At 32.0% G+C, this 25,228-nt stretch carries 21 protein-coding genes; 12 read left to right on the top strand and 9 right to left on the bottom strand.

The window, feature by feature from the left end; all coding sequences use genetic code 11:
* The first annotated feature begins 5 nt into the window (after nt 1–5).
* From azu to ACHRVX_RS01795, 4 genes are all read left to right on the top strand, one after another.
* Nucleotides 6–524 carry an azurin gene (gene azu, locus ACHRVX_RS01780; RefSeq protein WP_395328385.1) on the top strand — a complete coding sequence of 173 codons (519 nt, stop codon included), beginning with the start codon at nt 6–8 and terminating at the stop codon, nt 522–524.
* A 105-nt stretch (nt 525–629) separates the two neighbouring features.
* The gene (ric, locus tag ACHRVX_RS01785; protein WP_395328387.1) at nt 630–1,352 is read left to right on the top strand and encodes an iron-sulfur cluster repair di-iron protein; all 723 of its coding nucleotides are present in this window, start codon (nt 630–632) and stop codon (nt 1,350–1,352) included.
* Nucleotides 1,353–1,555: 203 nt separating this feature from the next.
* Nucleotides 1,556–2,014 carry a hypothetical protein gene (locus tag ACHRVX_RS01790; protein WP_395328389.1) on the top strand — a complete coding sequence of 153 codons (459 nt, stop codon included), beginning with the start codon at nt 1,556–1,558 and terminating at the stop codon, nt 2,012–2,014.
* Between the two features lie 28 nt (nt 2,015–2,042).
* Nucleotides 2,043–2,696 (top strand): hypothetical protein, encoded by a 654-nt coding sequence (locus tag ACHRVX_RS01795; RefSeq protein ID WP_395328392.1) that lies wholly within the window; start codon nt 2,043–2,045, stop codon nt 2,694–2,696.
* Nucleotides 2,697–2,733: 37 nt separating this feature from the next.
* Here ACHRVX_RS01795 and ACHRVX_RS01800 read toward each other — a convergent pair whose 3' ends face one another.
* From ACHRVX_RS01800 to nirK, 3 genes are read right to left on the bottom strand one after another with little or no spacing between them, the layout of a single operon-like run.
* On the bottom strand, nt 2,734–3,333 hold the full coding sequence (locus ACHRVX_RS01800) for an SCO family protein (RefSeq protein ID WP_395328394.1): 600 nt from the start codon (nt 3,331–3,333) through the stop codon (nt 2,734–2,736).
* Nucleotides 3,334–3,350: 17 nt separating this feature from the next.
* A complete protein-coding gene (locus ACHRVX_RS01805) occupies nt 3,351–4,121 on the bottom strand; it encodes a formylglycine-generating enzyme family protein (RefSeq protein ID WP_395328396.1) in 771 nt (256 codons plus the stop codon).
* 12 nt (nt 4,122–4,133) lie between these two features.
* Nucleotides 4,134–5,552 carry a copper-containing nitrite reductase gene (nirK, locus tag ACHRVX_RS01810; protein WP_395328399.1) on the bottom strand — a complete coding sequence of 473 codons (1,419 nt, stop codon included), beginning with the start codon at nt 5,550–5,552 and terminating at the stop codon, nt 4,134–4,136.
* Between the two features lie 323 nt (nt 5,553–5,875).
* On the opposite strand from nirK, the gene ACHRVX_RS01815 reads away from it, so the two are divergent.
* Nucleotides 5,876–7,138, top strand: a complete 1,263-nt coding sequence (locus ACHRVX_RS01815) for a pyridoxal phosphate-dependent aminotransferase family protein (RefSeq protein WP_213297909.1) — start codon at nt 5,876–5,878, stop codon at nt 7,136–7,138.
* A gap of 114 nt (nt 7,139–7,252) precedes the next feature.
* Entirely contained in the window at nt 7,253–7,729 is a 477-nt protein-coding gene (locus ACHRVX_RS01820; protein ID WP_395328402.1) for a hypothetical protein, read from the top strand.
* A gap of 323 nt (nt 7,730–8,052) precedes the next feature.
* On the opposite strand, the gene ACHRVX_RS01825 is transcribed toward ACHRVX_RS01820, so the two are convergent.
* The 5 genes from ACHRVX_RS01825 to ACHRVX_RS01845 form a co-directional block, all read right to left on the bottom strand.
* The gene (locus ACHRVX_RS01825) at nt 8,053–9,171 is read right to left on the bottom strand and encodes a GNAT family N-acetyltransferase (protein WP_395328405.1); all 1,119 of its coding nucleotides are present in this window, start codon (nt 9,169–9,171) and stop codon (nt 8,053–8,055) included.
* A gap of 134 nt (nt 9,172–9,305) precedes the next feature.
* The gene (locus ACHRVX_RS01830; RefSeq protein WP_395328408.1) at nt 9,306–9,851 is read right to left on the bottom strand and encodes a hypothetical protein; all 546 of its coding nucleotides are present in this window, start codon (nt 9,849–9,851) and stop codon (nt 9,306–9,308) included.
* Between the two features lie 7 nt (nt 9,852–9,858).
* Entirely contained in the window at nt 9,859–10,452 is a 594-nt protein-coding gene (locus ACHRVX_RS01835) for a hypothetical protein (RefSeq protein WP_395328411.1), read from the bottom strand.
* Between the two features lie 64 nt (nt 10,453–10,516).
* Nucleotides 10,517–12,199, bottom strand: a complete 1,683-nt coding sequence (locus ACHRVX_RS01840) for a hypothetical protein (protein WP_395328414.1) — start codon at nt 12,197–12,199, stop codon at nt 10,517–10,519.
* A 94-nt stretch (nt 12,200–12,293) separates the two neighbouring features.
* Nucleotides 12,294–13,271 carry a transporter gene (locus ACHRVX_RS01845; protein ID WP_395328417.1) on the bottom strand — a complete coding sequence of 326 codons (978 nt, stop codon included), beginning with the start codon at nt 13,269–13,271 and terminating at the stop codon, nt 12,294–12,296.
* An 89-nt stretch (nt 13,272–13,360) separates the two neighbouring features.
* Here ACHRVX_RS01845 and ACHRVX_RS01850 point away from each other — a divergent pair, with 89 nt between their 5' ends.
* The 6 genes from ACHRVX_RS01850 (at nt 13,361) to ACHRVX_RS01875 (ending at nt 21,381) form a co-directional block, all read left to right on the top strand.
* Nucleotides 13,361–13,681 (top strand): DUF4834 family protein, encoded by a 321-nt coding sequence (locus ACHRVX_RS01850; RefSeq protein WP_395328420.1) that lies wholly within the window; start codon nt 13,361–13,363, stop codon nt 13,679–13,681.
* A gap of 49 nt (nt 13,682–13,730) precedes the next feature.
* Nucleotides 13,731–16,181: a YfhO family protein gene (locus tag ACHRVX_RS01855; protein WP_395328423.1), complete on the top strand. Its 2,451-nt coding sequence runs from the start codon at nt 13,731–13,733 to the stop codon at nt 16,179–16,181.
* 130 nt (nt 16,182–16,311) lie between these two features.
* Nucleotides 16,312–17,598, top strand: a complete 1,287-nt coding sequence (locus ACHRVX_RS01860; protein ID WP_395328425.1) for a glycosyltransferase family 4 protein — start codon at nt 16,312–16,314, stop codon at nt 17,596–17,598.
* Between the two features lie 37 nt (nt 17,599–17,635).
* Nucleotides 17,636–19,105, top strand: coding sequence for a lipopolysaccharide biosynthesis protein (locus ACHRVX_RS01865; RefSeq protein WP_395328428.1), 1,470 nt, complete (start codon nt 17,636–17,638; stop codon nt 19,103–19,105).
* 95 nt (nt 19,106–19,200) lie between these two features.
* Nucleotides 19,201–20,841 carry a mechanosensitive ion channel family protein gene (locus ACHRVX_RS01870; RefSeq protein WP_395328431.1) on the top strand — a complete coding sequence of 547 codons (1,641 nt, stop codon included), beginning with the start codon at nt 19,201–19,203 and terminating at the stop codon, nt 20,839–20,841.
* Between the two features lie 240 nt (nt 20,842–21,081).
* Nucleotides 21,082–21,381 carry a hypothetical protein gene (locus ACHRVX_RS01875; protein WP_395330275.1) on the top strand — a complete coding sequence of 100 codons (300 nt, stop codon included), beginning with the start codon at nt 21,082–21,084 and terminating at the stop codon, nt 21,379–21,381.
* A gap of 490 nt (nt 21,382–21,871) precedes the next feature.
* On the opposite strand, the gene uvrA is transcribed toward ACHRVX_RS01875, so the two are convergent.
* Nucleotides 21,872–24,667 carry an excinuclease ABC subunit UvrA gene (uvrA, locus tag ACHRVX_RS01880; protein ID WP_395328434.1) on the bottom strand — a complete coding sequence of 932 codons (2,796 nt, stop codon included), beginning with the start codon at nt 24,665–24,667 and terminating at the stop codon, nt 21,872–21,874.
* Nucleotides 24,668–25,228 lie beyond the last annotated feature (561 nt).

Here is a 25,228-nt window from a genome sequence, read left to right on the forward strand (position 1 = left end):
TAGTAATGAATAAAAAAGTCAAGATTTCGATTGTAATGTTAATGGGATTTTTAGCGATTACATCTTGTGGGAAAAAAGAAGTTTCAGCAACAGATGAACCAACAGAAGTTAATGAAACTACATCTGATGAAGGCGTAAAACCCGAAGTAAGCAATGTTTTGGTTATTGAAGGAAACGATCAAATGCAGTTTAGTACGAATGAATTGAGAGCTCAGGCGGGAAAACCAATCACTTTAACTTTAAAACATGTGGGTAAAATACCTAAGGAAGCAATGGGACATAACCTTGTAATTTTACAGCAAGGTACTGATGAAGCTGCTTTTGCATCTAAAGCAATTGCTGCCGGAGATACTGATTATATCCCCGCTTCAGAAAAAGCTTCGATTATTGCACATACCAAATTACTTGGCGGAGGAGAAGAAGATACAATTGAATTTACTATTGATAAAAAAGGAACTTATAACTTTTTATGTACTTTCCCCGGGCATGTTTCAATGATGAAAGGTGTTTTAATTGTTGAATAAATAACAAACTCTAATGCTTTATGGCTTAGAGTTTTTTAATAAACTAATAAAAGATAAAATTGTCTTTTATTGTGAAATTGAGTATTAATTAATTATAAATAAAAAATGGAAAATTTAAAAAATAAAACAATTGGTTCATTTGTGGCTCAGGATTTTAGAACAGCAGCAGTTTTTACAAAATATCAAATCGATTTTTGCTGTAAAGGAAACAGAACGGTTAGTGAGGTTTGCGAAAAGCAAAATATTGATTCAGATGTATTGTTGCAAAAAGTTTATGATATTTTAGAATCTGAAGATGGTAATACAATTGATTTTAATTCCTGGCCGTTAGACTTATTGGCGGATTATATAGAGAAAACGCATCACCGTTATGTCGAAGATAAATCAACAGTTTTAATACAGTTTTTAGATAAGCTTTGTAAAGTTCATGGAGCAGCCCATCCGGAGTTGTTTAAAATAAATGAATTGTTTACTGAATGTGCAGGAGAATTATCACAACACATGAAAAAAGAAGAACTAATGTTATTTCCTTTCATTAAAAGAATGGTGAAAACTAAAGAATCTAATGGTGTTTTGAATCCGCCATCATTTGGTTCAGTATCAAATCCTATAGCAATGATGATGCAGGAACATACTAATGAAGGAGAAAGATTTAATGAAATAGCAGCTCTTACTAATAATTATACGGCTCCAAGTGATGGATGTACAACTTATAAGGTGACTTTTGCAATGCTTAAAGAATTTGAAGAGGATTTACATAAACATATTCATTTAGAGAATAATATTTTGTTTACTAAAGCAGTAATTCTGGAAGAGGAATTTGCATAAGCTGAGAAACAAAATATATGAAAATAAAAATGTGCCGGTACATCATTAAAATAATGGTGTATCGGTGCATTTTTTATTACAGTAAAAATATAAGCTGATAAAAAATGAAATTGTTATCTAAAATGAATTCGAGAAAAAGTTGGATCATATGTTGTTTCCTTAATTTTTTGGTAGCCTCAATTATGGGCTTGTTGATGCGGTATATGCAATTATTTCCTTTAAATATCAATTACAGTTTTATACTTCATGCACATTCTCATATTGCCATGTTAGGTTGGGTATATTTGATAATTTATGTTTTGATTGTTCGTTTTTTTATTCCGAAAGTAAAAAGCTCAAAACCATTTTATAATAGATTATTCTGGTTGACCGAATTTTCTGTTATAGGTATGATGATTGCTTTTCCTATTCAGGGATATGCTTTGTTTTCAATAGTGTTTTCTACGATGCATATTTTATTAAGCTATGTTTTTTGCCGGATAATTTGGCGGGATTCTTTAAAAGAAAAAACTGAAGCGCAAAGACTTTTATTTGTTGCCATTTTATTTATGGTTTTATCCACTTTTGGAGTTTGGTGTTTAGGCCCTGCATTAAATATGTTGGGAAAACAAAATCCTTTTTTATCAAATTGCAATTCAGTTTTTCCTGCATTTTCAATTTAACGGATGGTTTTTATTTGCAGTTCTGGCTTTGTTCGTAAAGCAATTTGAAGGTAAAATTGATAAAAGGGATTTTAGAATATTTTTTACTTTACTCATTATAGCAACACTTTTAACGTTTGCATTTCCTGTAAGTTGGTATTTAAAAAATAGTTTGCTAAGTTGGATGAATGCTTTTGGTGTAATTTTACAAATGATTGCTTTTGCTTATTGCTGCAAAATGTTGAAGCCTCAAATTAGTACTTTTAAATCTAATCTTGGTAATTCGGCAAAATTAGTTTACTCATTGGCTCGATGCTCTCTATTTTTAAAAATAGGAATTCAATTAGTCGTTTTAATTCCAAATCTAAATGAAGTTTCACACCAGATTAGAAATCTTATAATTGGGTTTATTCATTTAACAATGCTGGGCATTATCACTGGGTTTTTATTTGGCATCTTAATTCAGAATAATCTGCTTTCAGGTAAATCTGCTTTTCTTCGATTAGGAATAAAGTCTTTTGTTGCAGGATATGTAATGACAGAATTTTTATTATTTCTTCAGGGGATTTTCTTTTATTTTGAAAAAGGAATAATTTTCTACTATTATGAAAGCATGTTTCTAATGAGTGTTTTTATTGTTACAGGGCTGATTTTAATTCTGTTGTCACTTTTTAAAATAAAAAAACAGGGGTTAATTAATTAAAATTTCCCCCTGTTTTTCACTAATGAATTAACCTATTTTAAATTCTATCTGCTTCCAGATTTATTTTGTCCACTGTTTTATCATTATTTACGCCTAGGCCTTCTTGTTGGTAAATTAATTCCCCATCCGGATTAAAAACACTTATAATGTTCGAGTGTGAAAAATCTATTGGAGATATTTTTTTATAATTCACGGCAAGAACCGCGGCAAATTCACGCGTATTTTCTTCGTTAGAACGCAGGAAAATCCATGAATCACCTTCCATTTTATTTGCAATAGAAAAAGCTTTTAGTTTTTCCGGAGTATCAGTTTCAGGATCAATACTTACCAGAATAAGTTTTACATTTTTCTTCGTTTTTTCATTCAATCGGGATTCTATATTTCTCATATCAGCAACTAATTTAGGGCAAGCTGCTTTGCAAGTTGTATAAATCATGACCATAACCAGAACATTTCCTTTCAGACTTTTTAGTTCAATATTTTTTCCATTTTGATTGGTCCATTTAGAGGGTAAATTATAAATCGATAAATCGCTGATTGGTTGGTCTATATCAGTTGTCACAGCATTATCTTTTGAATCTTTACAACTTTGAAGACTGAAGATCAGAATCAGAAGTCCAATAATTATTTTTTTCATTTTTTAATAATTTTAAATTATTGTGGTTTTGTGCGGGCGCATCTAAAACCTAAATTTCGGGTTGAATATTGTGCTTTTAGGCTTGCTCTAAACGCATATCGCATAAACGCGGCATAATCCATAAGATCATTGGCATTTACCGATGCACCGCCACAAAAAAGGTTTTTGTCTTCACTTTTATCTTTTCGGGATTCTCCGGATAAGAAAATACTATTAAAGTCTGCAGTCCACTCCCAAACCAGTCCGTGCATGTCGTAAACTCCCCAATAGTTTTTGAATGTTTTGCCTATTGGATTTTCGTAAGTTTTTGATTTTTCATACCACGATAAAATGTATTTGTTAAATTCGGTTTTAGTTCTGGCATCAATTCTTTTCTCATCTGCCATAGCAACATATTCCCATTCATCCATTGTGGGTAATCGTTTTCCCTGACATTCACAATATTTTTTTGCTGCAAACCAGGAAACATTTGTTACGGGAGATTTTGGATTATTATTGCCAAAATCAAAATCAGATTTCCAGTAGAACAAATAACTTTCATCTGCAAAAAGTCTCTTGATTTTAGACTTGGTATAATAGGGATTTTTTTTAATAAAATTCAAAAACTCAACATTTGTAATAGGATAAACATCTATGAAAAAAGGTTTTATTACGATGGGATTTTTTACAGTAGCTCCATAAAGAGGGACAAAAGATCCCTCTTTTATGAAAGCCATTTTCAATTCTTGCGCTCGTATCATTCCTGTAAGAGCGAAGAAAAGAAGAAGTTTAAAAATACGTTTGTGCATATTTTTTAGTTTTTATCTTAAAGCTTTTACCATTTCCGGAGTTACCTCAGTTTTATTATTTCCCCAGCTGTTATATATATAGGTCATAACATTCGCTATTTCATCATCAGATAAATTCTGGCTCGGCATAATATTGTTGTATTTACTGCCATTTACAATTACTTCTCCGCTTAAGCCGTTTAAAATTGTTTTAATGGCTCGTTTAGAATCGGCGTTTAGATAATCAGATTTTGCAAGAGGAGGGAAAGCATTTGGGATTCCCTGCCCTTCAGATTGATGACAGGCAAAACAAGTGGTACCGAAAATTTCTTTTCCAATTTTAACCCTTTCAGCAATCGTTCTTTTTGGGTTTACCGTTTTTGCAGTTGCAGTAATTGGCATTTTCTGGATCGTTCCGCCTTCTGGTAAATAAATACCTTCCTGAATAGTTCCTGAGTAAATATTTTTATTTTCTGCACCTTCGACTTTTAATATTCCTAAAGCACCTTTATTAAACGCTCTAAAGATAGAATGGTCCACAATGATAAAATTTCCGGGAGTTTCTACTTTAAAGTCTACAATTGCAGAACCTCCGGCAGGGATTAACGTTGTCTGGACATTATTATTGATAAGATTTCCTCCTTCAACATGTACTTTATCGAAGATTTCACCAATAACGTGAAAAGAAGAAACTAAGTTTGGACCTCCATTTCCCACAAACAACCTTACAGTTTCTCCCACTTTTGCTGTAAGCTCATTTCCGTTTGTCATTGACCCGACTTTTCCGTTAAAAACAACATAATCTGGGGTTTCTTTTACTGCTTTATTCATGTCAAAAGGCTGAAGACCTTTTTCTCCGTATTCGCCCTGCGTATAAAAATCACCCTGCATCACGTAATATTCTTTATCGACCGGAGGTAATCCTCCTTCTGGTTCAACCAGAATTAAACCGTACATTCCGTTAGCAATATGCATTCCTACAGGAGCCGTAGCGCAGTGATACACATATAAGCCGGGGTTGATAACCTTAAAACTGAACACTTTTTCATGACCGGGCGCAACCAGCGACGATGTTGCTCCACCACCGGGACCTGTTACAGCGTGTAAATCAATATTGTGTGGTAATTTATTATCCGGATGGTTTTTAAGATGAAATTCGACTTCATCGCCTACACGGGTTCTTATAAAACTTCCAGGAACAGATCCGCCAAATGTCCAATAGGTATATTTTACACCATCTGTCATCGTTCCTTCCTGTTCCTTAATTTCCATATTTACCCTAAGTTTCATGGCAGATCTTTTGCCAATAGGTTTAGGAACAAGAGGAGGAGCCGTAAGTTCAGCTTCCATTTCTCCATTCGCAACAATATCTGAGTAATTAGTTGCTTTTTCTTCTTTTTTACATGCTCCTAAAAATAGTATTGCAAAAAATAAGCAAACTAGTTTTTTCATCTTTATCGATTTGTTAAATTTCATTTTCATAATAAATTGGTTTTATTTAGTTTTAAATCTGAAGTAAATTTAAAAGACAAAATTATCTTTTATTATGATAAAAGTCATGTTAAGCTTACAAATTACAAACAAAATCAAAATTGTTACGGTTATTTATATAAGCTTAATCTTTCAAAGCGGCTTGTTTTTCCTCACGTTTTTCTGTGTGATAATTGATATTCAGAATATTTTTCAATAAAAATAAATGGCTAACTCTATTTTAGAATAATAATCATTATTTTTGCACGCTGTTTAAATTAAAATTATTACTTCAAAATATATTTATGGTAAAAGATTTATTCGAAAGAATTCAGAACAATAAAGGGCCATTAGGAAAATGGGCTTCACAAGCTGAGGGTTATTTTGTATTCCCTAAATTAGAAGGTGAACTTGGTCCAAGAATGCAATTTGGTGGAAAAAATATTTTAAATTGGAGTTTAAATGACTATTTAGGTCTTGCAAATCACCCTGAAGTTCGTCAGGCTGATATCGATGCAGCCACTCAGTTTGGAGCAGCTTACCCAATGGGAGCTCGTATGATGTCTGGTCACACAAAATATCACGAACAATTAGAAAATGAATTGGCTGAATTTGTAATGAAACCGGCAGCCTATTTATTGAATTTTGGATATCAGGGAATGGTTTCTACCATTGATGCTTTAGTTACTAAAAATGATATTATTGTTTATGATGTAGATTCTCATGCTTGTATTATTGATGGTGTACGTTTGCACATGGGGAAACGTTTTACCTACAAGCACAATGATCTTGAAAGTATGGAAAAAAACCTGCAACGTGCTACTAAAATGGCAACAGAAACAGGCGGTGGAATTTTATTTATTACTGAAGGTGTTTTTGGAATGAGAGGACAACAAGGTAAATTAAGAGAAATTGTTGCTTTAAAAGAAAAATATAATTTCCGTTTATTAGTTGATGATGCACATGGTTTTGGTACACTTGGTAAAACAGGAGCAGGAGCAGGTGAGGAGCAGGGAGTTCAGGACGGAATTGATGTTTATTTTTCTACTTTTGCAAAATCAATGGCTAATATTGGAGCATTTATTGCTGCAGATAAAGACATTATCGATTATTTAAAATACAATTTGCGTTCTCAAATGTTTGCAAAAGCATTACCAATGATTCAAACAATTGGATCTTTGAAACGTTTAGAGTTATTGCGTAATCATCCTGAATTGAAAGATAAACTTTGGGAAAACGTAAATGCATTGCAAAATGGCTTACGCTCAAGAAATTTTAATATTGGAGATACAAATACTTGCGTAACACCAGTTTATTTAGAAGGAAGTGTGCCGGAAGCAATGGTAATGGTAAATGACTTAAGAGAAAACTACGGTATTTTCCTTTCGATTGTAATTTATCCGGTAATTCCTAAAGGGATTATTTTGTTAAGAATGATTCCAACAACTTCTCATACATTATCTGATATTGATGAAACATTAGTTGCATTTGAAGCAATTCGTGAGAAATTAGAAAACGGAACTTATAAAGAAATTGCAAGCAGAACTAAAGTTGATTTAGATGCCTAATTTCTAGAAAACACATTCCTAATATGGGAATTATATAAAAAAATCCATTCGTTATACGAGTGGATTTTTTTTATTTAAAGTAATTTTATTCCATTAACCAGTAAAAAAAATATTATGAAAAAATTATTCGCTATGTCAGTTATTATGTTAACTTTTTTTATTTCCTGTAAAAAAGATCAGGTAGCAGAACCTGTACAAATTCCAGAAAGTGCGCCTAAAAAAGCTGAAGTTGCAGTTCCTGCCGGAGATCAGTGTTTTGCATCTGCATCTAATAGTATTGCGATAAGTTTTAATGTAAATTCACATCAAGAGGTAAATGGAAAGTTAACTTATAATATTTCCGGAAAAGATAAAAATGAAGGAACCCTGATTGGTAACATGAAAGGAGATACTTTAATTGCAGATTATACGTTTATGTCTGAAGGAGTTACATCTGTCAGAGAAGTTGCTTTTTTACAAAATGAAGGTACTTTTATTGAAGGATACGGAGATGTTGTTGATGCAAACGGAAAAGTATCTTTTAAAGATAAATCGAAATTGAAATTTGATCAGACAAACACTTTAGTAAAAGTGGATTGTAAAGCAGAATAAGTTTAAGCCGAATAAAAGAATATACGCCGAATAAAAAATCCATTCGTTTTGGGGACGAATGGATTTTTTTATTTTATGCTTTTAATTTTATTTAAATAGTCAGTCGAATTTCCATTCCAATAACATTTTACACATCTTAGATTCTTGAATTCGTGTTTACAATTTTCATATCCGTACAAAATGTTTGAGCATTCAGGACATAATTTCTGCATTAAAGATGAATCTTTGTAGAATTCACTTTTGCATTCATCGCAAATTTTGATATCAGACAATTTTATTAAGGTTTTATACTGAATACTGAAACTGTAAACTAAAACTTCCTCTTAAAGATATTTCAAATATGTTTTTCTCTGACAGTGAATCGTTGGATCAAAGTTTTTCCATAATAAATGAATCGCTGTATTCTCTGCTAATTCCGGAGTTCTGATACAAGTCTGAATTCCTTTCTCAGAAAAAGTTTTAAAATATTCATCGAAAATAATCGCGGTAACTCCTTTGTTTTGATAATCAGGATGAACTCCGATGAGGTAAAAAACGACATCTTTACTCTTTTTTCTGGCTCTTAATAAATGGATAAATCCAAAAGGGAAAAGCTTTCCTTTTGCTTTTTGTAAAGCCTCAGAAAAACTTGGCATTACGATACTAAAAGCCACTAATTTATCCTCTTTATCAACAACAAACTTGATGTATTCAGGATTAATAAAACTGATGTATTTTTTTTTGAAATACTCTTTCTGAACATCTGAAATGGCGACAAACGAAGCTAATTTAGCATAAGATTCGTTAAATAAATCAAACATTTTGTCAACGTGTGGCATAATATCTTTTGTCCTGGTAAAAGTCAAAGATCGCAAGCCATATCTTTTCTTGATTAATTCCTGGGCTTTAAGGAAAAATTCAGGTTTTACATTCGAAAAAGGAAAAACACTTTCAATATATTCTTTCTCCACCTGAAAGCCTAATTGTTCAAAATGAGTTACATAATAAGGATTGTTATACCATGTAATCATCGTTCCCATTTGGTCATAACCTTCAGTAAGAACACCCACTTTATCCAGATTTGAGAATCCCATTGGACCTTCTGCGTGTTCCAGATTATGCTGTCTGCCTAACTCGTACACTTTCTCTAATAAAGCTTTTGTTACTTCGATATCATCAATAACATCAAACCATCCAAAACGGACTTTTCTTTTGTGTTGGTTATTTACTTCAGCCCAATTGATAATAGCGGTAATTCGGCCCACAATTTCATTGTCTTTGTATGCCAGATAAAAATAAGCCTCGGCATTATCAAAAGCAGGATTTTTAGTTTTATCAAAAGATTCTAATTCATCTGCAATAATAGGAGGAACCCAATATGGATTGTCTTTATAAAGAGAAAATGGAAATTTGATATAATCAGTTAATTCCTTTTTTGTTTTGGCTTCTTTAATTGTAATCATTAAGATTTTATTTGTTTGAAAATATTCTATGTAAAATTACTAATAGAATTAATGACAACGAATATAGCTATCTTTATTAAAATAAAAAATATCTGACATTAAAAAAGCCCAAATAAATGGGCTTAATTGTTTTATTATTTAAATGTGTATCCTATTCTTAAATGTAAGTCTGCTGTTGCTTCTGAGAAGTTTTCGTCTAAGTAAAATTTATATCCAATACCTAATCCGGCTTCATAATTAAAATTACTTGTTCCAATATTTCTTCTGATTCCCCACTTTGGAATAATAGCAATTTGATTAGCAACTTGTGAGTAATCTGCATTTGAAATTACAAACCAATCAGGATGATACTTTATTGCTAAAGCTATAAAATTGGCACTATTGTTTTTTCCTTTATTTAGAGAATTTCGTTTATCAATATTATAATACCATCTGGGTTCTAAGGTAATTACCGGAGCTAAAGCATAGTCAGTATCGCAATCAGAGCATCCTCGAAGTCCGGTGTCCAAACCAATTTCGGTTCTCAGGCTAATTTCATTAAACAGCCGATATTCGTTGTTAATCCATATTCCTAAAAATCCGGTTTGTACGTTATAGATTGATTTTTCTACACCTTTGTTTTGAGAATAGCCTGTTTGAATAACCAAGCACAATAATACTGTAGTGATAACTTTTATCATTTTATTTTTATATCGTTTTTCGGTTGATATCTTTCATTATCTTTTTATACGCGCCTAAAATTAAACCGTTCGTAGTTTTAGCAATGTAAAAATCATTGGAGTTTTGAACTATTTGGACAGAACCGTTAATAGTGTTCGAGTAAATAATTTCTAAACTGTTTAAATCATATATTTCAACAATAACTTTAACCTCATTTCTATATTCGCTATTTGGGGAATTATGGGTGTTAAAGTCAATAATTCCTATTTGTTCTTTTACGACTGTAGCCTTTATATTTATGAAATAATCAAAATTACTTCCGGTTTTTAAATCGCTTATTTCTTTTCGATTAGGGTTTAAGGGTATATTTCCGGGTAATAAGACACCTCTTGTTTTTGGTAGATAATTTAAATTTGACTTTAAATGTTTGGTGAAATCCTTTATAACTGTTTTGGTTAATTTATCATCTGTAGAATATGGTGCATCAATAGTATTTAAGAGCCATTTTCCGTTATGAAAATCTAATCCGGTTTTAATTTTCCTGTCTATAGAAACATAAGTTGGAAATGCACAAGACATTAACTGTAGAGCAAGTAATAGTATTATGGCAATTTTTTTCATTTTTCTATTTATGCAAAGGTTATGATTAAAGGTGCATAACCTTTGCAAAATTTATATTTAGAATTTATTCAATACCAACACTGAACTTACTTCCGTGCCACTGGTTTCCTTTACGTGCTGCGCCTATTATTTTTACTCTGAAGTTTTTTGGTCTGGCTAAAAGACTTCCTTCTCCTCCACTAATATTCCACGCTCCATTTCCACTTTCTTTCGCATTGAATCTTATTTCTGCTCCCCAATCAAATGTTTTTTCTCTAATACCGATATTTAATCCCTGATCCAAAACAGATTTTTGAATTATAATTTTTCCGTTTTGTGGAAATTTGGCAGCGAAAGTTCTATTTGGGGGTGGGGTATAAGAACTATTTTGAGCTGTTTGTCTTAAAAGATCTTTGGCTTGATTAAAGGCAAAATTATAAAAATGATCATTAATTTTCTTTGCATTTAAATTTGAATTTATACCATTTTGGACTAAATTGTCTAAAGTTACAACACCTGTTCCAAACCATTCAAAGGATAGTCCTTGTCCGCTATTTTGAAAAATTTGAGGTAATGACGATTGATTTAGATTAAAATAAGTAAAACCATAAGGTCCATTTACATTTAAAGAGTTAGGACCATAAGTTATTTTTTTATCGTTAAAATAGAAGTCTTTTACTTGTGAGTTATTGCTTATAACTGAGTTTCCTAATAGCTTATCAACGTCATATTCAAATTGAGCAGCTTCTACAAGCAGTCTAATTTCATCAGTTGCTTCAACTCTCCAAAATCCGGTCCATCCTTTAAATTGGTGAACGCATTTAACACCCATATGATAGACTAATAAATAGTTGTAATTAAAAGCTTTAGTTTTTACTCGCCTTTTACTTTCATAGTGATCAATGCATACATCATTGTCTCCAAATAAATTTCCAAACAATCCGCTATGAGGATCACAGGTGCTAAGATTGCTCAAAAAGGCATTATAACTAGGATCGGTTGCAGCTACAGAACCAGATGCAGGCTGACTGAATGTTGTACTTGTTGTTGTATATTGGGAACTGGGTCTGTAATACATAAATTTGTTTCCTGCTCCAATTGGTACAGGATAATTTTCAGGAAGCAATAACATTAGATCTTCTCTAACGTGAAGTTCAGTTTCAATAAAAGGATCTGGTGAAACATCTTCTGATCCCAGATAATCTTCCAATGTTGCATACTCTGTCTCATCTGCAATAAACAAACCAACATCAGTGTATTTGTATATATCTTCGCCAATTTGTATTTCACCATCAATATTTAAATATTCAGCAAAAGTATCGTCTCCAATAAATTCAACCGGACCTAAAGGATCATCATAAATAGGAGGTTCAGCAGGTCCTATCTCTACCGCACTTTTTGCAGATACGCCTCTTGGGGTTTGTAAATGTAATTTTTCCTTGTACAAATTAAATATAGTTTCTTCATTTTTTTCTGTTACAACAGGTCGTAATGAAAGGAACCCTTTTTTGTACATGGGCATTAGCGCATCACTTAATTTTTCTTCGGATAAATTAACATACTCATTATAGGATTGAGCAAAAGATTCTTTAGATTCAAAGTAAAGTCTTCCGTTTTTTACGACGAACTCACTTTTTGCTGATGAATTTTTATTCTCACCATCATACTTTTCATCCTCACATGAAGAGAAAAAAATAATAAACTGGAACAGGAAAATTTTAAAAAAAAGCTTGGATTTGCTTCCTTTTGTAAGGTAAATTTGTTTCATAATTTGAAAATTTTGGTTTAATTAGTTGATTTTCAAATATAAGTATTTTTCCTTTCTGACATAATTTTTTCCTGACTTTTTTCCTACTATTTATTTATTCGTATTTCGACTTACGTTTTCTTTCTTTTTCCTGATAATCGATTTCTCTTTGTTCCATCTCATTATCCTTGTTCTTTTTTGCTTTTTCAGTCTTCTTAAATTCCATTTGTTTCTCTTTATAACTTGCGTCATAACGCCATGAAACTCCAACTCCTCCGTATAAAACAGAAGGCGTATTTTTAAAATTGGTACTTATAGAGGCATCAACCTGTAGGTCCGGACTGATTAAATAAGCGGCTCCGCCACGAACAATAGCGTCGCTGTAAAAATCGCTTTTGTAACCTTGATTTTCAACAAAACCCGACCATTTATCATTAAATCCGTGGGTTAAAGTTAATACATAACCATAACTTGGATAATCAGTTGTGATATAATCGGCGATAATATTAGTTACAAAAACCCATTTTCCCCCTCCAAAAAGATTCTGGGTAATCAACATAATTTTTGGAGAAATACTTGATTCCGGCGAGAAGGCATAGGGATTGTCAGCACCTACAAAATTTGCTCCTGCAAAAACAGAAACTGCGGGAATTAATTCATGCCAGTTAAAAGCATGATTGGCTTTGTAGCTGTAGATGTTTGCTTCTTTTTTATAGTTTTTATAAGGGTCATAAATTAAATATTTAGCTCCCAAAACCGTTTGTCTAAAGTTGTTCTTTTTGTAACTGGTGTATGGCGTATCAAAATTTTCCATTTGGTATTGAACATCAAGAATAAATTCAAGTTTTTCAAGAAATGCACCATATCGCAGCGTAAAATCTGTTCCAAATCCACTTCCGTCATAATCTAATAAATCGTGTTTTTCCTTTATGCCATAAACACCAAGTTCTGCCTGAATTACGGATTTTCCAACTGCATAAGCAGACATTGTTTCACCCGGACGATTGGAGTTGATTACATCAGTATACTGAGCGAAAAAAAATTGAGGAACCAGACAAAGAGCTGTAATAAAAAAGTTTTTATTTTTTAACATAAACATGTTTTTGGATTAAAAAGTAATAACGCATTTCAAATGTACTATATTTTATTATTTATTTAAGATTGATATTTTAATTTTAAACAATGGATTTATTAATTTTGGAAAAAAATTATATGATCATGCAAGAAGCATCTTTTACAAATTTGTTTAAAACGATAATGTGGATTATTGCGTTTTATTATATTTTTAAATTTTTAGCTAAAATCTTTTTACCGGTACTGGTGAAAAAAGTGGTTGAAAAAGCAGGTGAAAATTTTCAGAGACAACAACAATACAGTCAGGGTACTACATGGCAAAATACACGTCCAAATAAGGATGAAATAGTTATTGATACAGCTAATGCAAAAAAACCTCGTGAAACCAAAAAGGTTGGCGATTATGTTGATTACGAAGAAATAGATTAAGTTTGTGTCCTAGATTGTAGGATTCATCATTTAACCAAACCAGCCTAAATTGAAAATAGTAAATAAATTCTATCCGCATGCCCTTGTTATACTGGGTTTTATTCTCGTTTCTTTAATTTATTTTTATCCTGTTTTACAAGGAAAACAAATATTCCAGTCGGATATTGCTCAATATACCGGAATGGCAAAAGAGCAAAATGATTTTAGAGCTACAGAACATTCTGAACCTTATTGGACAAACTCAGCATTTGGCGGAATGCCAACCTATCAGTTAGGGGCAAATTATCCTAACGATTATGTGGGTAAAATAGATGATGCTTTGCGTTTTTTACCGCGCCCTGCTGATTATTTATTTTTGTATTTCTTAGGTTTCTACGGATTATTACTGGTTTTAAAAACAGATCCTTTAAAAGCATTTATTGGCGCGATTGCCTTTGGTTTTTCTACCTATTTAATTATTATACTTGGAGTTGGTCATAATGCAAAAGCACACGCAATTGCTTATATGCCACTTGTTATTGCCGGATTTATACTGGTTTTCCAGAAAAAATATATTTGGGGAGGATTACTCACCATGTTTGCGGTTGCGTTAGAGATTAATGCAAACCACTTTCAAATGACCTATTATTTATTGATTTTCTTATTGATATTATCAGGTTATTATGCTTTCAATTTTATCAAAGAAAAAGAATACAAACCACTTTTAACCGCTATTGGAGTTTTGGCTGCAGCCGGAATTTTTGCCATAGGAGCAAATGCTACTAACTTAATGGCAACCAGCGAGTATGCAAAGTTTAGTACGCGTAGCAACAGCGAATTAACTTTTAATCCTGACGGATCTAAAAAGGTAAATGAAAACGCTTTAAGCCGCGAATATATTACAGAATACAGCTACGGAATCCCGGAAAGTTTTAACTTAATTGCTCCAAGACTTTTTGGAGGTTCAAATCATGAAAATGTTGGAACTGATAGCCGAATGTATGCCTTTATGCTGGAGCAGGGAGTTCCGTCAGAGCAAGCTCAGGATTTTGTATCGGGAATGCCGACTTATTGGGGAGATCAGCCCATTGTTGCGGCTCCTGCTTATATTGGAGTTGTAGTTTTCTTTTTAGGTGTTTTAGCATTATTTATTGATGACAGAAAAATAAAATACGTATTTCTTTCAGGAGCATTAGTTGCATTAGTGCTTTCATGGGGAAAAAACTTTTCATTACTGACAGACTTTTTTATCGATTACGTTCCTATGTACGATAAGTTTAGAGCAGTTTCATCGATTCAGGTTATTCTTGAATTGTGTTTTCCCGTTTTGGCTATTATGGGATTACAATCCTTTTTTAAAGCTAAGGATGAACCTAAAGTTCAGCAGAAAGCCCTTATTCAAACAGGAGTTTTTGGTTTAGGAGTTATTGTGATTTTAGTATTTGCTAAAAGCATGTTTCACTTTACAGGAAGCAACGATAATTATTTCCTAGAAAGTTACGGACCAGCTTTTGTAGATGCTTTAAAAGAAGACAGAATGACTTTATATTCTGCTGATTTATTGCGTTCAGGCTTTTTTATCGTATTGACTTTTGGAATTTTATGGTTGTTTATCAAAAATAAACTGGCTCAAAATTCTACTTTGATTATCGTTGGTTTATTAATGATTTTCGATTTATTTTTTGTAGATAAAAAATATGTTTCAGCTAAAGATTTTGTGAGTCCCGTACAAATTGCAGCTCCGTTTCAGGAAACACCTGCCGATGCTCAGATATTAAAGGATACAACTCATTACAGGGTTTTTGAAGTAAGCGGAAACATGTCGAGCGCACGTGCATCGTATTTTCACCATTCGTTAGGAGGATATCATGCAGCAAAACCAAGAAGAATTCAACAGTTGTTTGATTATCAGATTGCAAAAAACAACATGGAAGTTCTAGATATGTTAAATATCAAATATATTATTCAAATTGATAAAGAAGGTAAAGAATTTCCAACTGTAAATCCAAATACAAATGGAAATGCATGGTTTGTAAGTACAGTAAAACTGGTAAATAAACCAGATGATGTAATGAAAGCGTTAGATCATCTTGATACTAAAAAAGTTGCCGTATTTAATGTTCGCGAACACGAAGGTAAATTTAGAGATGCCCGTTTAAAGAAACAATGGGATACGACCGGAACAATACAAGTGGTACAATATAAACCTAATTATATCAAATATAAATCAGATAATGCAAAAGATGGTTTAGCCGTTTTTTCTGAGATATATTATAAAAACGGATGGAATGCTTATGTTGATGGTAAATTGACAGATCATTTTCCTGTGGATTATGTTTTAAGAGCAATGGAAGTTCCCGGAGGTAAGCATACTATTGAGTTTAAATTTGAACCACAAGTTGTAAAAACCGGAAGTACAATTACTTTAATAAGTTCAATTGGGATGTTATTGCTTTTGATTGGAGGAATTTATTTTGAAAGAAAGAACAGCGTCCGTAATCATAGTGAATATAAAGTTTAAGATTTTACTATGTGAAAGAATAATTTCGCAGAGCGGCACAAAGATTTCACAGAGATACACAAAAATCTTTAAAAATCTTTGAGAAACTTTGCGGGAACTTTGTGAGTCTCTGTGAAACCGAATAAATCGAATGGAACAAAAAAAACTTTTAATCATTACCTATTATTTTCCACCTGCTGGAGGTCCCGGCGTACAGCGTTGGTTAAAATTTGTAAAGTATTTGCCTGAATTTGGCATTCAGCCGATTGTGTATGTTCCTGAAAATCCCACTTATCCAATAGTTGATGAAGGATTGGTGAGCCAAATTTCTGATAAGGCAATTGTTCTGAAAAATAAAATTTGGGAACCTTATCAATTGGCTTCAATATTTTCGAAAAATAAAACAAAGAAAATCAGTTCCGGAATTTTCCCTCACAAGAAAAAGCAGACTTTTTTAGATAAAACATTTCTTTGGATCCGTGGAAATTTATTTATTCCGGATGCGCGTGTTTTTTGGGTAAAACCGTCTGTAGAATATCTCGAAAAATATATTAAAGAAAATAATATAGATACAATTGTAACTTCAGGACCACCGCACAGTTTGCATTTGATTGGTTTAGAATTAAAAGAAAAGCTAAACATAAAATGGTTCGCTGATTTCCGCGATCCGTGGACAACAATTGGCTACCATAAAGCATTGCGTCTATCAAACTACGCCGCTAAAAAGCATAAAAATCTTGAACATAAAGTATTAAATACTGCCGATACCGTTATTGTAACCAGTAAAACTACCAAAACCGAATTTCAGGCGATTACGAATAAACCAATTTCGGTAATTACAAACGGTTATGATATCGAAAATGTCGAGAAACAGACTTTAGATACTAAATTTACGCTGGCACATATTGGTTCTTTTTTATCCGATAGAAACCCTCAGTTTTTATGGGAATGTTTAGTAGAATTACTTCACGAAATCCCTGATTTCAAGTCCCATTTAGAAATTAAATTAATTGGTGCAGTAAGTCAGGAAGTGCTTGATTCGATTACCGAATTTAAACTAAATGACTACTTAAATCTTTTAGGATATGTTTCCCATCATGAAGCAATTGCGCATCAAAAAAAATCTCAGGTTTTACTTTTGATAGAGATTAATTCTGAAGACACTAAAAGTATAATCCCTGGTAAATTGTTTGAATATATGGTGTCAAATCGCCCCATTATTGCCCTTGGTCCTAATGGTTCTGATTTTGCAGATATTATAACAGAAACAAATACAGGAGTATTTTTTGATTATTCTGAAAAAGCGAAATTAAAAAGTGTAATTTTGGACTTTTATAATCAGTTTTTGGAAGGAAAATTACAGTCTAATGGTGTTGGTTTGCAACAATATTCAAGAAAAAACCTCACCAAACAATTAGCGCAGCTGATTAACGGATAAGTGAAAAAAATCTAAAATCTACAATCTAAACTCAAATATGGGTATTGTTTTAAATCAGTCTTTCAAAAATACAATTATTACTTATATAGGTTTCGCTATTGGAGCCATTAATACGCTTTATTTATATCCCGTTTTTTTAGGTGCAACATATTACGCCTTAACAAACTACATACTTTCGGCAGCAAATGTTATTATGCCTTTGTTCGCTATCGGAATGCAAAATACACTTGTAAAATTTTATTCCCAATATAAAACAGAAGAAGAAAGAGAGCAATTTCTATCCTTTACAGCGTTGTTTCCAATCTTGATGTGTATTCCGTTAGGAATTATTGGTATTTTCTTTTTTGATGATATTACAGCCTTTGTTTCTAAAGAAAATCCAGTAGTAAAAGAGTTCATGCTTCTTATTCCGTTTATCGGAATTTGTATGGCTTATTTTGAGATATTTTATGCCTGGGCGAGAGTTCATATGTATTCAGTTTTTGGCAATTTTATAAAAGAAGTCGGACTTAGATTATTTTCTACTTTTGCATTAATTGGTTTATATTTTCATTGGATTACATTAGTGGAATTTGTTTATGTAACAGCCGTAATTTATTTTATCGCATTTTTAGTTACCATGTTTTATGCTTTTTATGTCAAAAGACCTAAGTTTCAAATCAATATTCCTAAGAATGTAAAAGATGTAATGGAATATACTTTTTTCATTATTTTATCAGGAAGCGTTGCCAATTTACTTTTGGACGGTGACAAATTGATGCTGAACCAATACATGAAAATCGAAAATATTGCATATTATTCAGTTGCTACTTATATTGCATTGGTAATTTCAGTTCCAAGTCGTGCAATGCATCAAATTGTATATCCTATTACAGCAAAATTGATGCATGAAAACAAACATGACGAACTTAACTTACTGTATAAAAAAACGTCTATCAACTTGCAGATGGTAGGAGGTTTTGTAATGCTTTGTATTTTTGTCAATATCACTCAATTATATGAATTGGTTCCCAAAGAATACAGCGGAGGAATATCAGTTGTATTTATGATTGGAATATCTAAATATTTTGATTTGATTTTAGGTAATAATAACGCTATTATTTTTAATACTAAATATTACCGAATGGTTCTATATTTAGGGTTATTATTAGTTTTTCTGACAATTGTACTGAATATGATTTTTATTCCAATTTTCGGAATTTTCGGATCTGCTTTTGCCACCTTATTATCTATTACTCTATATAGTTTGGCAAAGTTGCTTTTTGTAGTTAAAAAACTAGATTTATACCCATTTTCAAAACAAACAGTTCATTCAATATTATTAACTTTTGCATTGTTTCTATTGTTTTACTTTTGGGAATTTCCTTTTTATCAATTGATAAGTATTGCTTTAAAATCAATCTTAGTAACTATTCTATATGTTTATTTAAATTACAAGTTTACTATTTCTCCTGATATTAATAAGGTTATCGATATGCTTTTCAGAAAAATAGGAATTAAAATTTAGTACGATTTTATTGAGAAATAAAAAGTAAATCAAATTCGGATCTATTTTGTTTTTATATTTGTTAGTAAGGATAACCAACTTATAGCTAGCAGAATATGAAAAAGAAATTACTTTGTTTTTTAACTTTCTTCATTGTTTTATTTTTTCAGTTTGCGTTTGCTCAAATTGAGAATTCGCAGATTTCAAAACCGCAACCTAAATTAAAAGGAAATCCTGTAGCTCCTTTTAAGGATACACTTTTTTATGTTTACAATAAAGTAGGTTCTTTTTCGGCAGAAAACAGAGCAAAAGCTATTACAGAAAAAATAAGAAAACTGTATGAAGATTCTTTTTTTGAAAAAGATTCTATTTCGGTTGCACCTTCGGATATTTCTCAGGATATCGTATATAAAAATGATTTTGTGATTATGTCAATTTTAGAAGTTGATGCAAAAGCCGAAAATCAAACAGCCGGCTTTATCGCCAAACGAAATTTACAGCGAATAAAAAGAGCGATTATTTATCAAAATGAAAATTATTCAATGTTGCCAAAAAGGCTTGGATATACGGCTTTGCTGATCTTGATTATTGGAATAGTTGTATATTTTGCGAGTAAAATTTTTAACAGAATAAGATTTCACCTTCTCAAAAACAGCGATAAGTATTTTAAAGGATTTAATTATAATAACATCAATATTCTTTCGCCACAAAAGCAGCAGTTTTTACTTATGCGATTGTACAGTTTTATAAAAGGCATCACTTTAATTTTGATTGTATATCTTTCGTTGCCTTTATTGTTTAGCATTTTTCCCGCTACAGAAGCATATACAACCACATTATTGCGATGGATTCTTAGTCCTGCGAAATTAGCTGTTATGGGATTCGTTGGTTTTTTACCCAGTTTAGTTACTATCATTGTCATCATCATTATTTTTAAATACACCGTAAAAATAATCCGGTTCTTTTTTGATGAAATTAAAAAAGAGAATATTAAAATCGATGGCTTTTACAGTGATTGGGCGATGCCAACATTTAATATCATCAGGTTTTTATTGCTGGCTTTTATGGTGGTGATCATTTTTCCGTATTTACCAGGTTCAGATTCAACCATATTTAAAGGGGTTTCAGTATTTGTGGGTATTTTGTTTTCGTTAGGATCATCAAATGCCATAGCGAATATGGTTGCGGGATTAGTCATTACTTATATGCGTCCGTTTAAGATTGGCGATTTTATTAAAATAGGTGATGTAAGCGGAGAAGTTATTGAAAAAACAGCTTTGGTTACCCGGATCAGAACTCCGAAATTTGAAGATATTACAATCCCAAATGCGACAGTTTTATCCAGTACCTCAACAAATTATTCTTCAAATACAAAAGAAGTAAATAATGGTTTGCTAATTCATACTACAGTATCCATAGGTTATGATGTTTCTTGGAAATCTATTCATAAAGCTCTGATAGAAGCAGCATTAAATACAGATATGGTAGAAAAAACACCATTGCCTTTTGTTTTGCAAACCAGTTTAGATGATTTTTATGTGTCATACCAAATTAATGTTTACACGAAACAACCCACAAAACAGCCGCTGATCTATTCGTCATTACATCAAAATATTCAGGATTCATTTAATGCCGCCGGAATCGAAATTATGTCGCCACATTACAATGCAGTTAGGGATGGAAATACTACAACAATTCCTGAAAATTATTTGAAAGAAGATTATGAAGCACCATCTTTCAATATTAAAAAGAAATAATAATAAAAAATGTGCTATTAATCTTAAAAATTTAACAGTCGTTGTTTTGCAGTTAATTTTATAAAAATTAACTTTATCTGAGAATTTGGCAACACTTCGCTTTTTAACATAAAAAATATCTTACTTAATACAATAAAAGCGAATAAAGTACTGTTCTTAAGATTATAACACTTTACAAAAAAATAAAAATTTGTAAAGTAAATGTAGTAGTATTTGGATTAATTTGTTTAATGAATGATTATGAAAAACAATGAACTGAGTCAGGAGCAAAGCTTACAAGTGTTCTCTAATATGATATCCCACAAAGTTCATAACGGATTTACATTAGAAGAAAGAAATGATGAATTCCTTTTTGCTGTCCTATCAAAAGGCGGAAAAGTAGTCAATCACGGTTTAAATTTCATTATTTTTTGTCTGACCTTAGGATTATGGTCATTTGCATGGCTTTATCTGACGATTGAGGCTTCAAAACAAAAAAAAGTATTAGTTGCCATTGATGAAGATGGTTTCCCTTTTGAAGAAAGATGTTTAGTTGCTTAAAAAATTTAAATCACAAACGAAAAATTCCAAATTCCAATAATTATATCATTGGAATTTGGAATTTTTTTATTTATAATATGTCAGGCTTATGAAATGTGCCGTTAGGCACTAAATATTGGTAGTTAGTATAGATTAAAATGCATTGGCGTGCCGCAGGTACGCAACACAATGATAAATATTGCATACCTACGGCACGCTATATTTATTCCAATTCATATTAACTACCAATATTTAGTGCTTAACGGCACAAATTGTATGCTTTAAAATCTTGCTTGGCATGAATAATCCGATTTCTGTGATAATAACAAATCTTTTTCATACTGGATTTGGTTTTTATTTTCGCAGATTTTGAAGATTGAGCAGATTTTATTTTGACAAAGATGATATCCGAGGAACGAGAATCATCTTTCCAAGAAACTTCATAAGAAATTCCATAGAAAAATCTTAAAATCTCAGCAACTTAGCCACTCAGTAACTCAGAACCTTTTTTCTAAAGTTTATCCTTCAAATAAATCCCGGTCACAGATTTCTTTTCTTTAGCAACATCTTCGGGCGTTCCTTCGGCAAGTAAATGTCCGCCGTTTTCTCCACCTTCAGGACCTAAATCAATAATCCAGTCCGCACATTTTATAAGATCAAGATTGTGTTCAATTACAATAATCGAATGTCCTTTTTCTATCAAAGCATCAAAAGAAGCTAATAATTTCTTGATATCATGAAAATGTAAACCTGTTGTAGGTTCATCAAAAACAAATAAAGCTTTATCTTTTGTAGCACCTTTTACTAAAAACGAAGCCAGTTTAATACGTTGCGCTTCACCACCGGAAAGCGTTGACGAAGATTGTCCTAACTGTACATATCCTAAACCAACATCTTGCAATGGCTGTAGTTTCTGCGTAATTTTTGTTTGTTTGTTTTTATCAAAAAATGCAATCGCATCATCAATAGTCATTGTTAGAATATCATTGATATTTTTGTCATCAAAAGTTATTTCTAAAATTTCTTTTTTGAATCGTTTTCCGCCACAAGTTTCACAAGGCAGCGAAACATCTGCCATAAAAACCATCTCAACGTTTATTGAGCCTTCTCCTTTACAGGTTTCGCAACGACCTCCGTCAACGTTAAAAGAAAAATGTTTTGCCTGATAACCTCTTATTTTTGATAATTTTTCTTTTGCATATAAATCTCTAATATCATCATAAGCCTTGATATAAGTAACAGGATTTGATCTTGAACTTCTACCTATTGGATTTTGATCTACATATTCAATATGTTTTATCTGAGAAAAAGAGCCTTTTATTTCACTAAACTGACCAGCTTTTTCAGATGCGTTTTCCAGTTTCTTTTGTACTGCCGGAAATAAAATTTTCTTAATCAGCGTACTTTTTCCACTTCCTGAAACTCCTGTAATTACAGTAAGAACATCAAGAGGAAAAGTAACGTTGATATTTTTTAGATTATTTTCTCTGGCGCCAATAATATCAATATGATTTTTGAATTTACGTCTTTTTTTAGGAACCGAAATTTCTAAATCTCCGTTAAGGTATTTTGCCGTTAACGAATCTGATTTTAATATTTCGTCATAAGTTCCCTGAGCCACTAAATGACCGCCAAAAGTTCCTGCTTCCGGACCAATATCTATAATCATATCTGCAGCTTTCATGATATCTTCATCATGTTCTACCACAATTACGGTATTTCCTAAATCACGAAGCGAAAGCAAAACTTTAATCAGTCGTTCAGAATCTTTTGGGTGTAAACCAATACTTGGCTCATCCAGAATATACATTGATCCAACCAGGCTGCTCCCTAAAGAAGTCGCGAGATTAATACGTTGTGATTCTCCACCGGAAAGCGTTGCAGAGTTTCGGTTTAAAGTCAGATAATCCAAACCAACTTCCGTCAAAAATGACAAACGGTTGTTGATTTCAACCATTAAACGTTTCGCGATTTGCTGTTCGTAAACATTTAAATCTATGTTTTTAAAAAAAGTAACCAAATGTTTAATAGGTAAATCAACTAAATCTGAAACCGTTTTACCGTTGATTTTTACGTAAGAAGCTTCAATGCGTAAACGTTTTCCGCGACAAGCATGACATTTTGTTTTTCCGCGATAACGCGATAACATGACACGATTTTGAATCTTATAATTTTTTTCTTCCAGTTCTTTAAAGAAACCGTTAAGACCTTGAAAATATTGATTTCCTTTCCAGATTAAATCTTTTTGATCTTCTGAAAGTTCAAAGAAAGGCTTGTGAATTGGAAAATCAAATTTGTATGCATGTTTTATCAATTCATCTTTATACCAGCTCATACTGTCGCCTCTCCACGGATAAATAGCACTTTCAAAAACCGATAAAGAGGTATTAGGAATTACCAAATCAGCATCAATGCCTATGATATTTCCGTAACCTTCACAAACCGGACAAGCTCCGTAAGGATTATTAAAACTAAATAAATGAACATTCGGTTCCAGAAAGGTAATCCCGTCAAGTTCAAAATTATTTGAATACGTGAATTTTTTATCTGAGCCTACTTCCTGTAAATAGCAAATCCCTTTTCCTTCAAAAAAAGCAGTTTGCACAGCGTCAGCAAGACGATTATAAAACTCTTCTTCCTCTTTAACCACAATTCTGTCAATGATTAATAAGATATCTTTATTGTCAAGTTTATGAAGATCCGTAGGCGTGAAATCATCCAGACGAACCATTTCATTATTCACTAAAATACGGGCAAAACCCTGCTGCAGCAATACTTTTAGTTTATCTTCTAATTTTCGTCCTTCCTCTAAATGAATAGGAGCAAGAAGCATCCATTTACTGTCTAATTCCAAAGTTTTCACATCGGCAACAACATCTGTAACGGTGTTTTTTTTCACTTCCAGTCCTGAAATTGGCGAATACGTACGACCAATTCTTGCGAATAAAAGTTTAACATAATCGTAGATTTCGGTTGAAGTTCCAACTGTTGAACGCGCGTTCGTAGTATTCACCTTTTGCTCAATAGCAATTGCCGGCGCAATACCCTTTATATACTCCACTTTTGGCTTGTCTAAACGACCCAGGAACTGACGCGCGTAAGAGGATAAACTCTCCACGTAGCGGCGTTGTCCTTCGGCATACAAAGTATCAAAAGCCAAACTTGATTTACCTGATCCTGAAAGTCCTGTGATGACAACAAGTTTATTTCTGGGAATAGCAACATCTACATTTTTTAAATTATGTACCTGCGCTCCTTTAATTATAATATTATGTTTTGGGTCGAGTGTCGAAAGATCAATTTTCATAAAAAAAGTCAATTTTTACAAAAGTAATCAATTTTGAACTGAATTTTGTTAATGCAATTGTTCCAAATTTTAACTAATTGCGTTAGGTTCAGTGCCGGTTTTTAGTTTTTAGTCTCAGTTTTTACTCAAAAGCACATTTTACTGAGCGCCACAGATTAAAGAGATTAAAATGTTTGCCACGAATTTCACGAATTTTCACGAATTCAATTTGTGCTAATTTGTGCAATTTGTGGTAAAAAAACACAACACATTAAATCATTTTAATCTGTAGCATATTTTTAAATATACATCATCAAGTGTAAAAGAATATAATTCGTGAAAATTAGTGTAATTCGTGGCAAAAAAAATAATAATCTAAATCATTTTAATCTGTGGCATATTTATAAATCTACATCATCAAGTTTAAAAGAATATAATTCGTGAAAATTAGTGTAATTCGTGGCAAAAAAAATTACAGCATTCATCATTTTAATCTAAAAAATCTGTGGCAAATTTATTTTAGAGCTTAAAAATAATTTTGCCCAACGTGTTATTACATTATAAAATAAGCTATTTTAGAAC

The organism is Flavobacterium sp. FlaQc-47 (genome assembly GCF_044006475.1).
Lineage (GTDB): Bacteria > Bacteroidota > Bacteroidia > Flavobacteriales > Flavobacteriaceae > Flavobacterium.

Bases quoted from the DNA above. Each gene is read 5' to 3' on its own strand.
- azu (WP_395328385.1), top strand. From the start codon at position 6: ATGAATAAAAAAGTCAAGATTTCGATTGTAATGTTAATGGGATTTTTA.
- ric (WP_395328387.1), top strand. From the start codon at position 630: ATGGAAAATTTAAAAAATAAAACAATTGGTTCATTTGTGGCTCAGGAT.
- ACHRVX_RS01790 (WP_395328389.1), top strand. From the start codon at position 1,556: ATGCAATTATTTCCTTTAAATATCAATTACAGTTTTATACTTCATGCA.
- ACHRVX_RS01800 (WP_395328394.1), bottom strand. From the start codon at position 3,333: ATGAAAAAAATAATTATTGGACTTCTGATTCTGATCTTCAGTCTTCAA.
- ACHRVX_RS01805 (WP_395328396.1), bottom strand. From the start codon at position 4,121: ATGCACAAACGTATTTTTAAACTTCTTCTTTTCTTCGCTCTTACAGGA.
- nirK (WP_395328399.1), bottom strand. From the start codon at position 5,552: ATGAAAAAACTAGTTTGCTTATTTTTTGCAATACTATTTTTAGGAGCA.
- ACHRVX_RS01815 (WP_213297909.1), top strand. From the start codon at position 5,876: ATGGTAAAAGATTTATTCGAAAGAATTCAGAACAATAAAGGGCCATTA.
- ACHRVX_RS01820 (WP_395328402.1), top strand. From the start codon at position 7,253: ATGAAAAAATTATTCGCTATGTCAGTTATTATGTTAACTTTTTTTATT.
- ACHRVX_RS01825 (WP_395328405.1), bottom strand. From the start codon at position 9,171: ATGATTACAATTAAAGAAGCCAAAACAAAAAAGGAATTAACTGATTAT.
- ACHRVX_RS01830 (WP_395328408.1), bottom strand. From the start codon at position 9,851: ATGATAAAAGTTATCACTACAGTATTATTGTGCTTGGTTATTCAAACA.
- ACHRVX_RS01835 (WP_395328411.1), bottom strand. From the start codon at position 10,452: ATGAAAAAAATTGCCATAATACTATTACTTGCTCTACAGTTAATGTCT.
- ACHRVX_RS01840 (WP_395328414.1), bottom strand. From the start codon at position 12,199: ATGAAACAAATTTACCTTACAAAAGGAAGCAAATCCAAGCTTTTTTTT.
- ACHRVX_RS01845 (WP_395328417.1), bottom strand. From the start codon at position 13,271: ATGTTAAAAAATAAAAACTTTTTTATTACAGCTCTTTGTCTGGTTCCT.
- ACHRVX_RS01850 (WP_395328420.1), top strand. From the start codon at position 13,361: ATGGATTTATTAATTTTGGAAAAAAATTATATGATCATGCAAGAAGCA.
- ACHRVX_RS01860 (WP_395328425.1), top strand. From the start codon at position 16,312: ATGGAACAAAAAAAACTTTTAATCATTACCTATTATTTTCCACCTGCT.
- ACHRVX_RS01865 (WP_395328428.1), top strand. From the start codon at position 17,636: ATGGGTATTGTTTTAAATCAGTCTTTCAAAAATACAATTATTACTTAT.
- ACHRVX_RS01870 (WP_395328431.1), top strand. From the start codon at position 19,201: ATGAAAAAGAAATTACTTTGTTTTTTAACTTTCTTCATTGTTTTATTT.
- ACHRVX_RS01875 (WP_395330275.1), top strand. From the start codon at position 21,082: ATGAAAAACAATGAACTGAGTCAGGAGCAAAGCTTACAAGTGTTCTCT.
- uvrA (WP_395328434.1), bottom strand. From the start codon at position 24,667: ATGAAAATTGATCTTTCGACACTCGACCCAAAACATAATATTATAATT.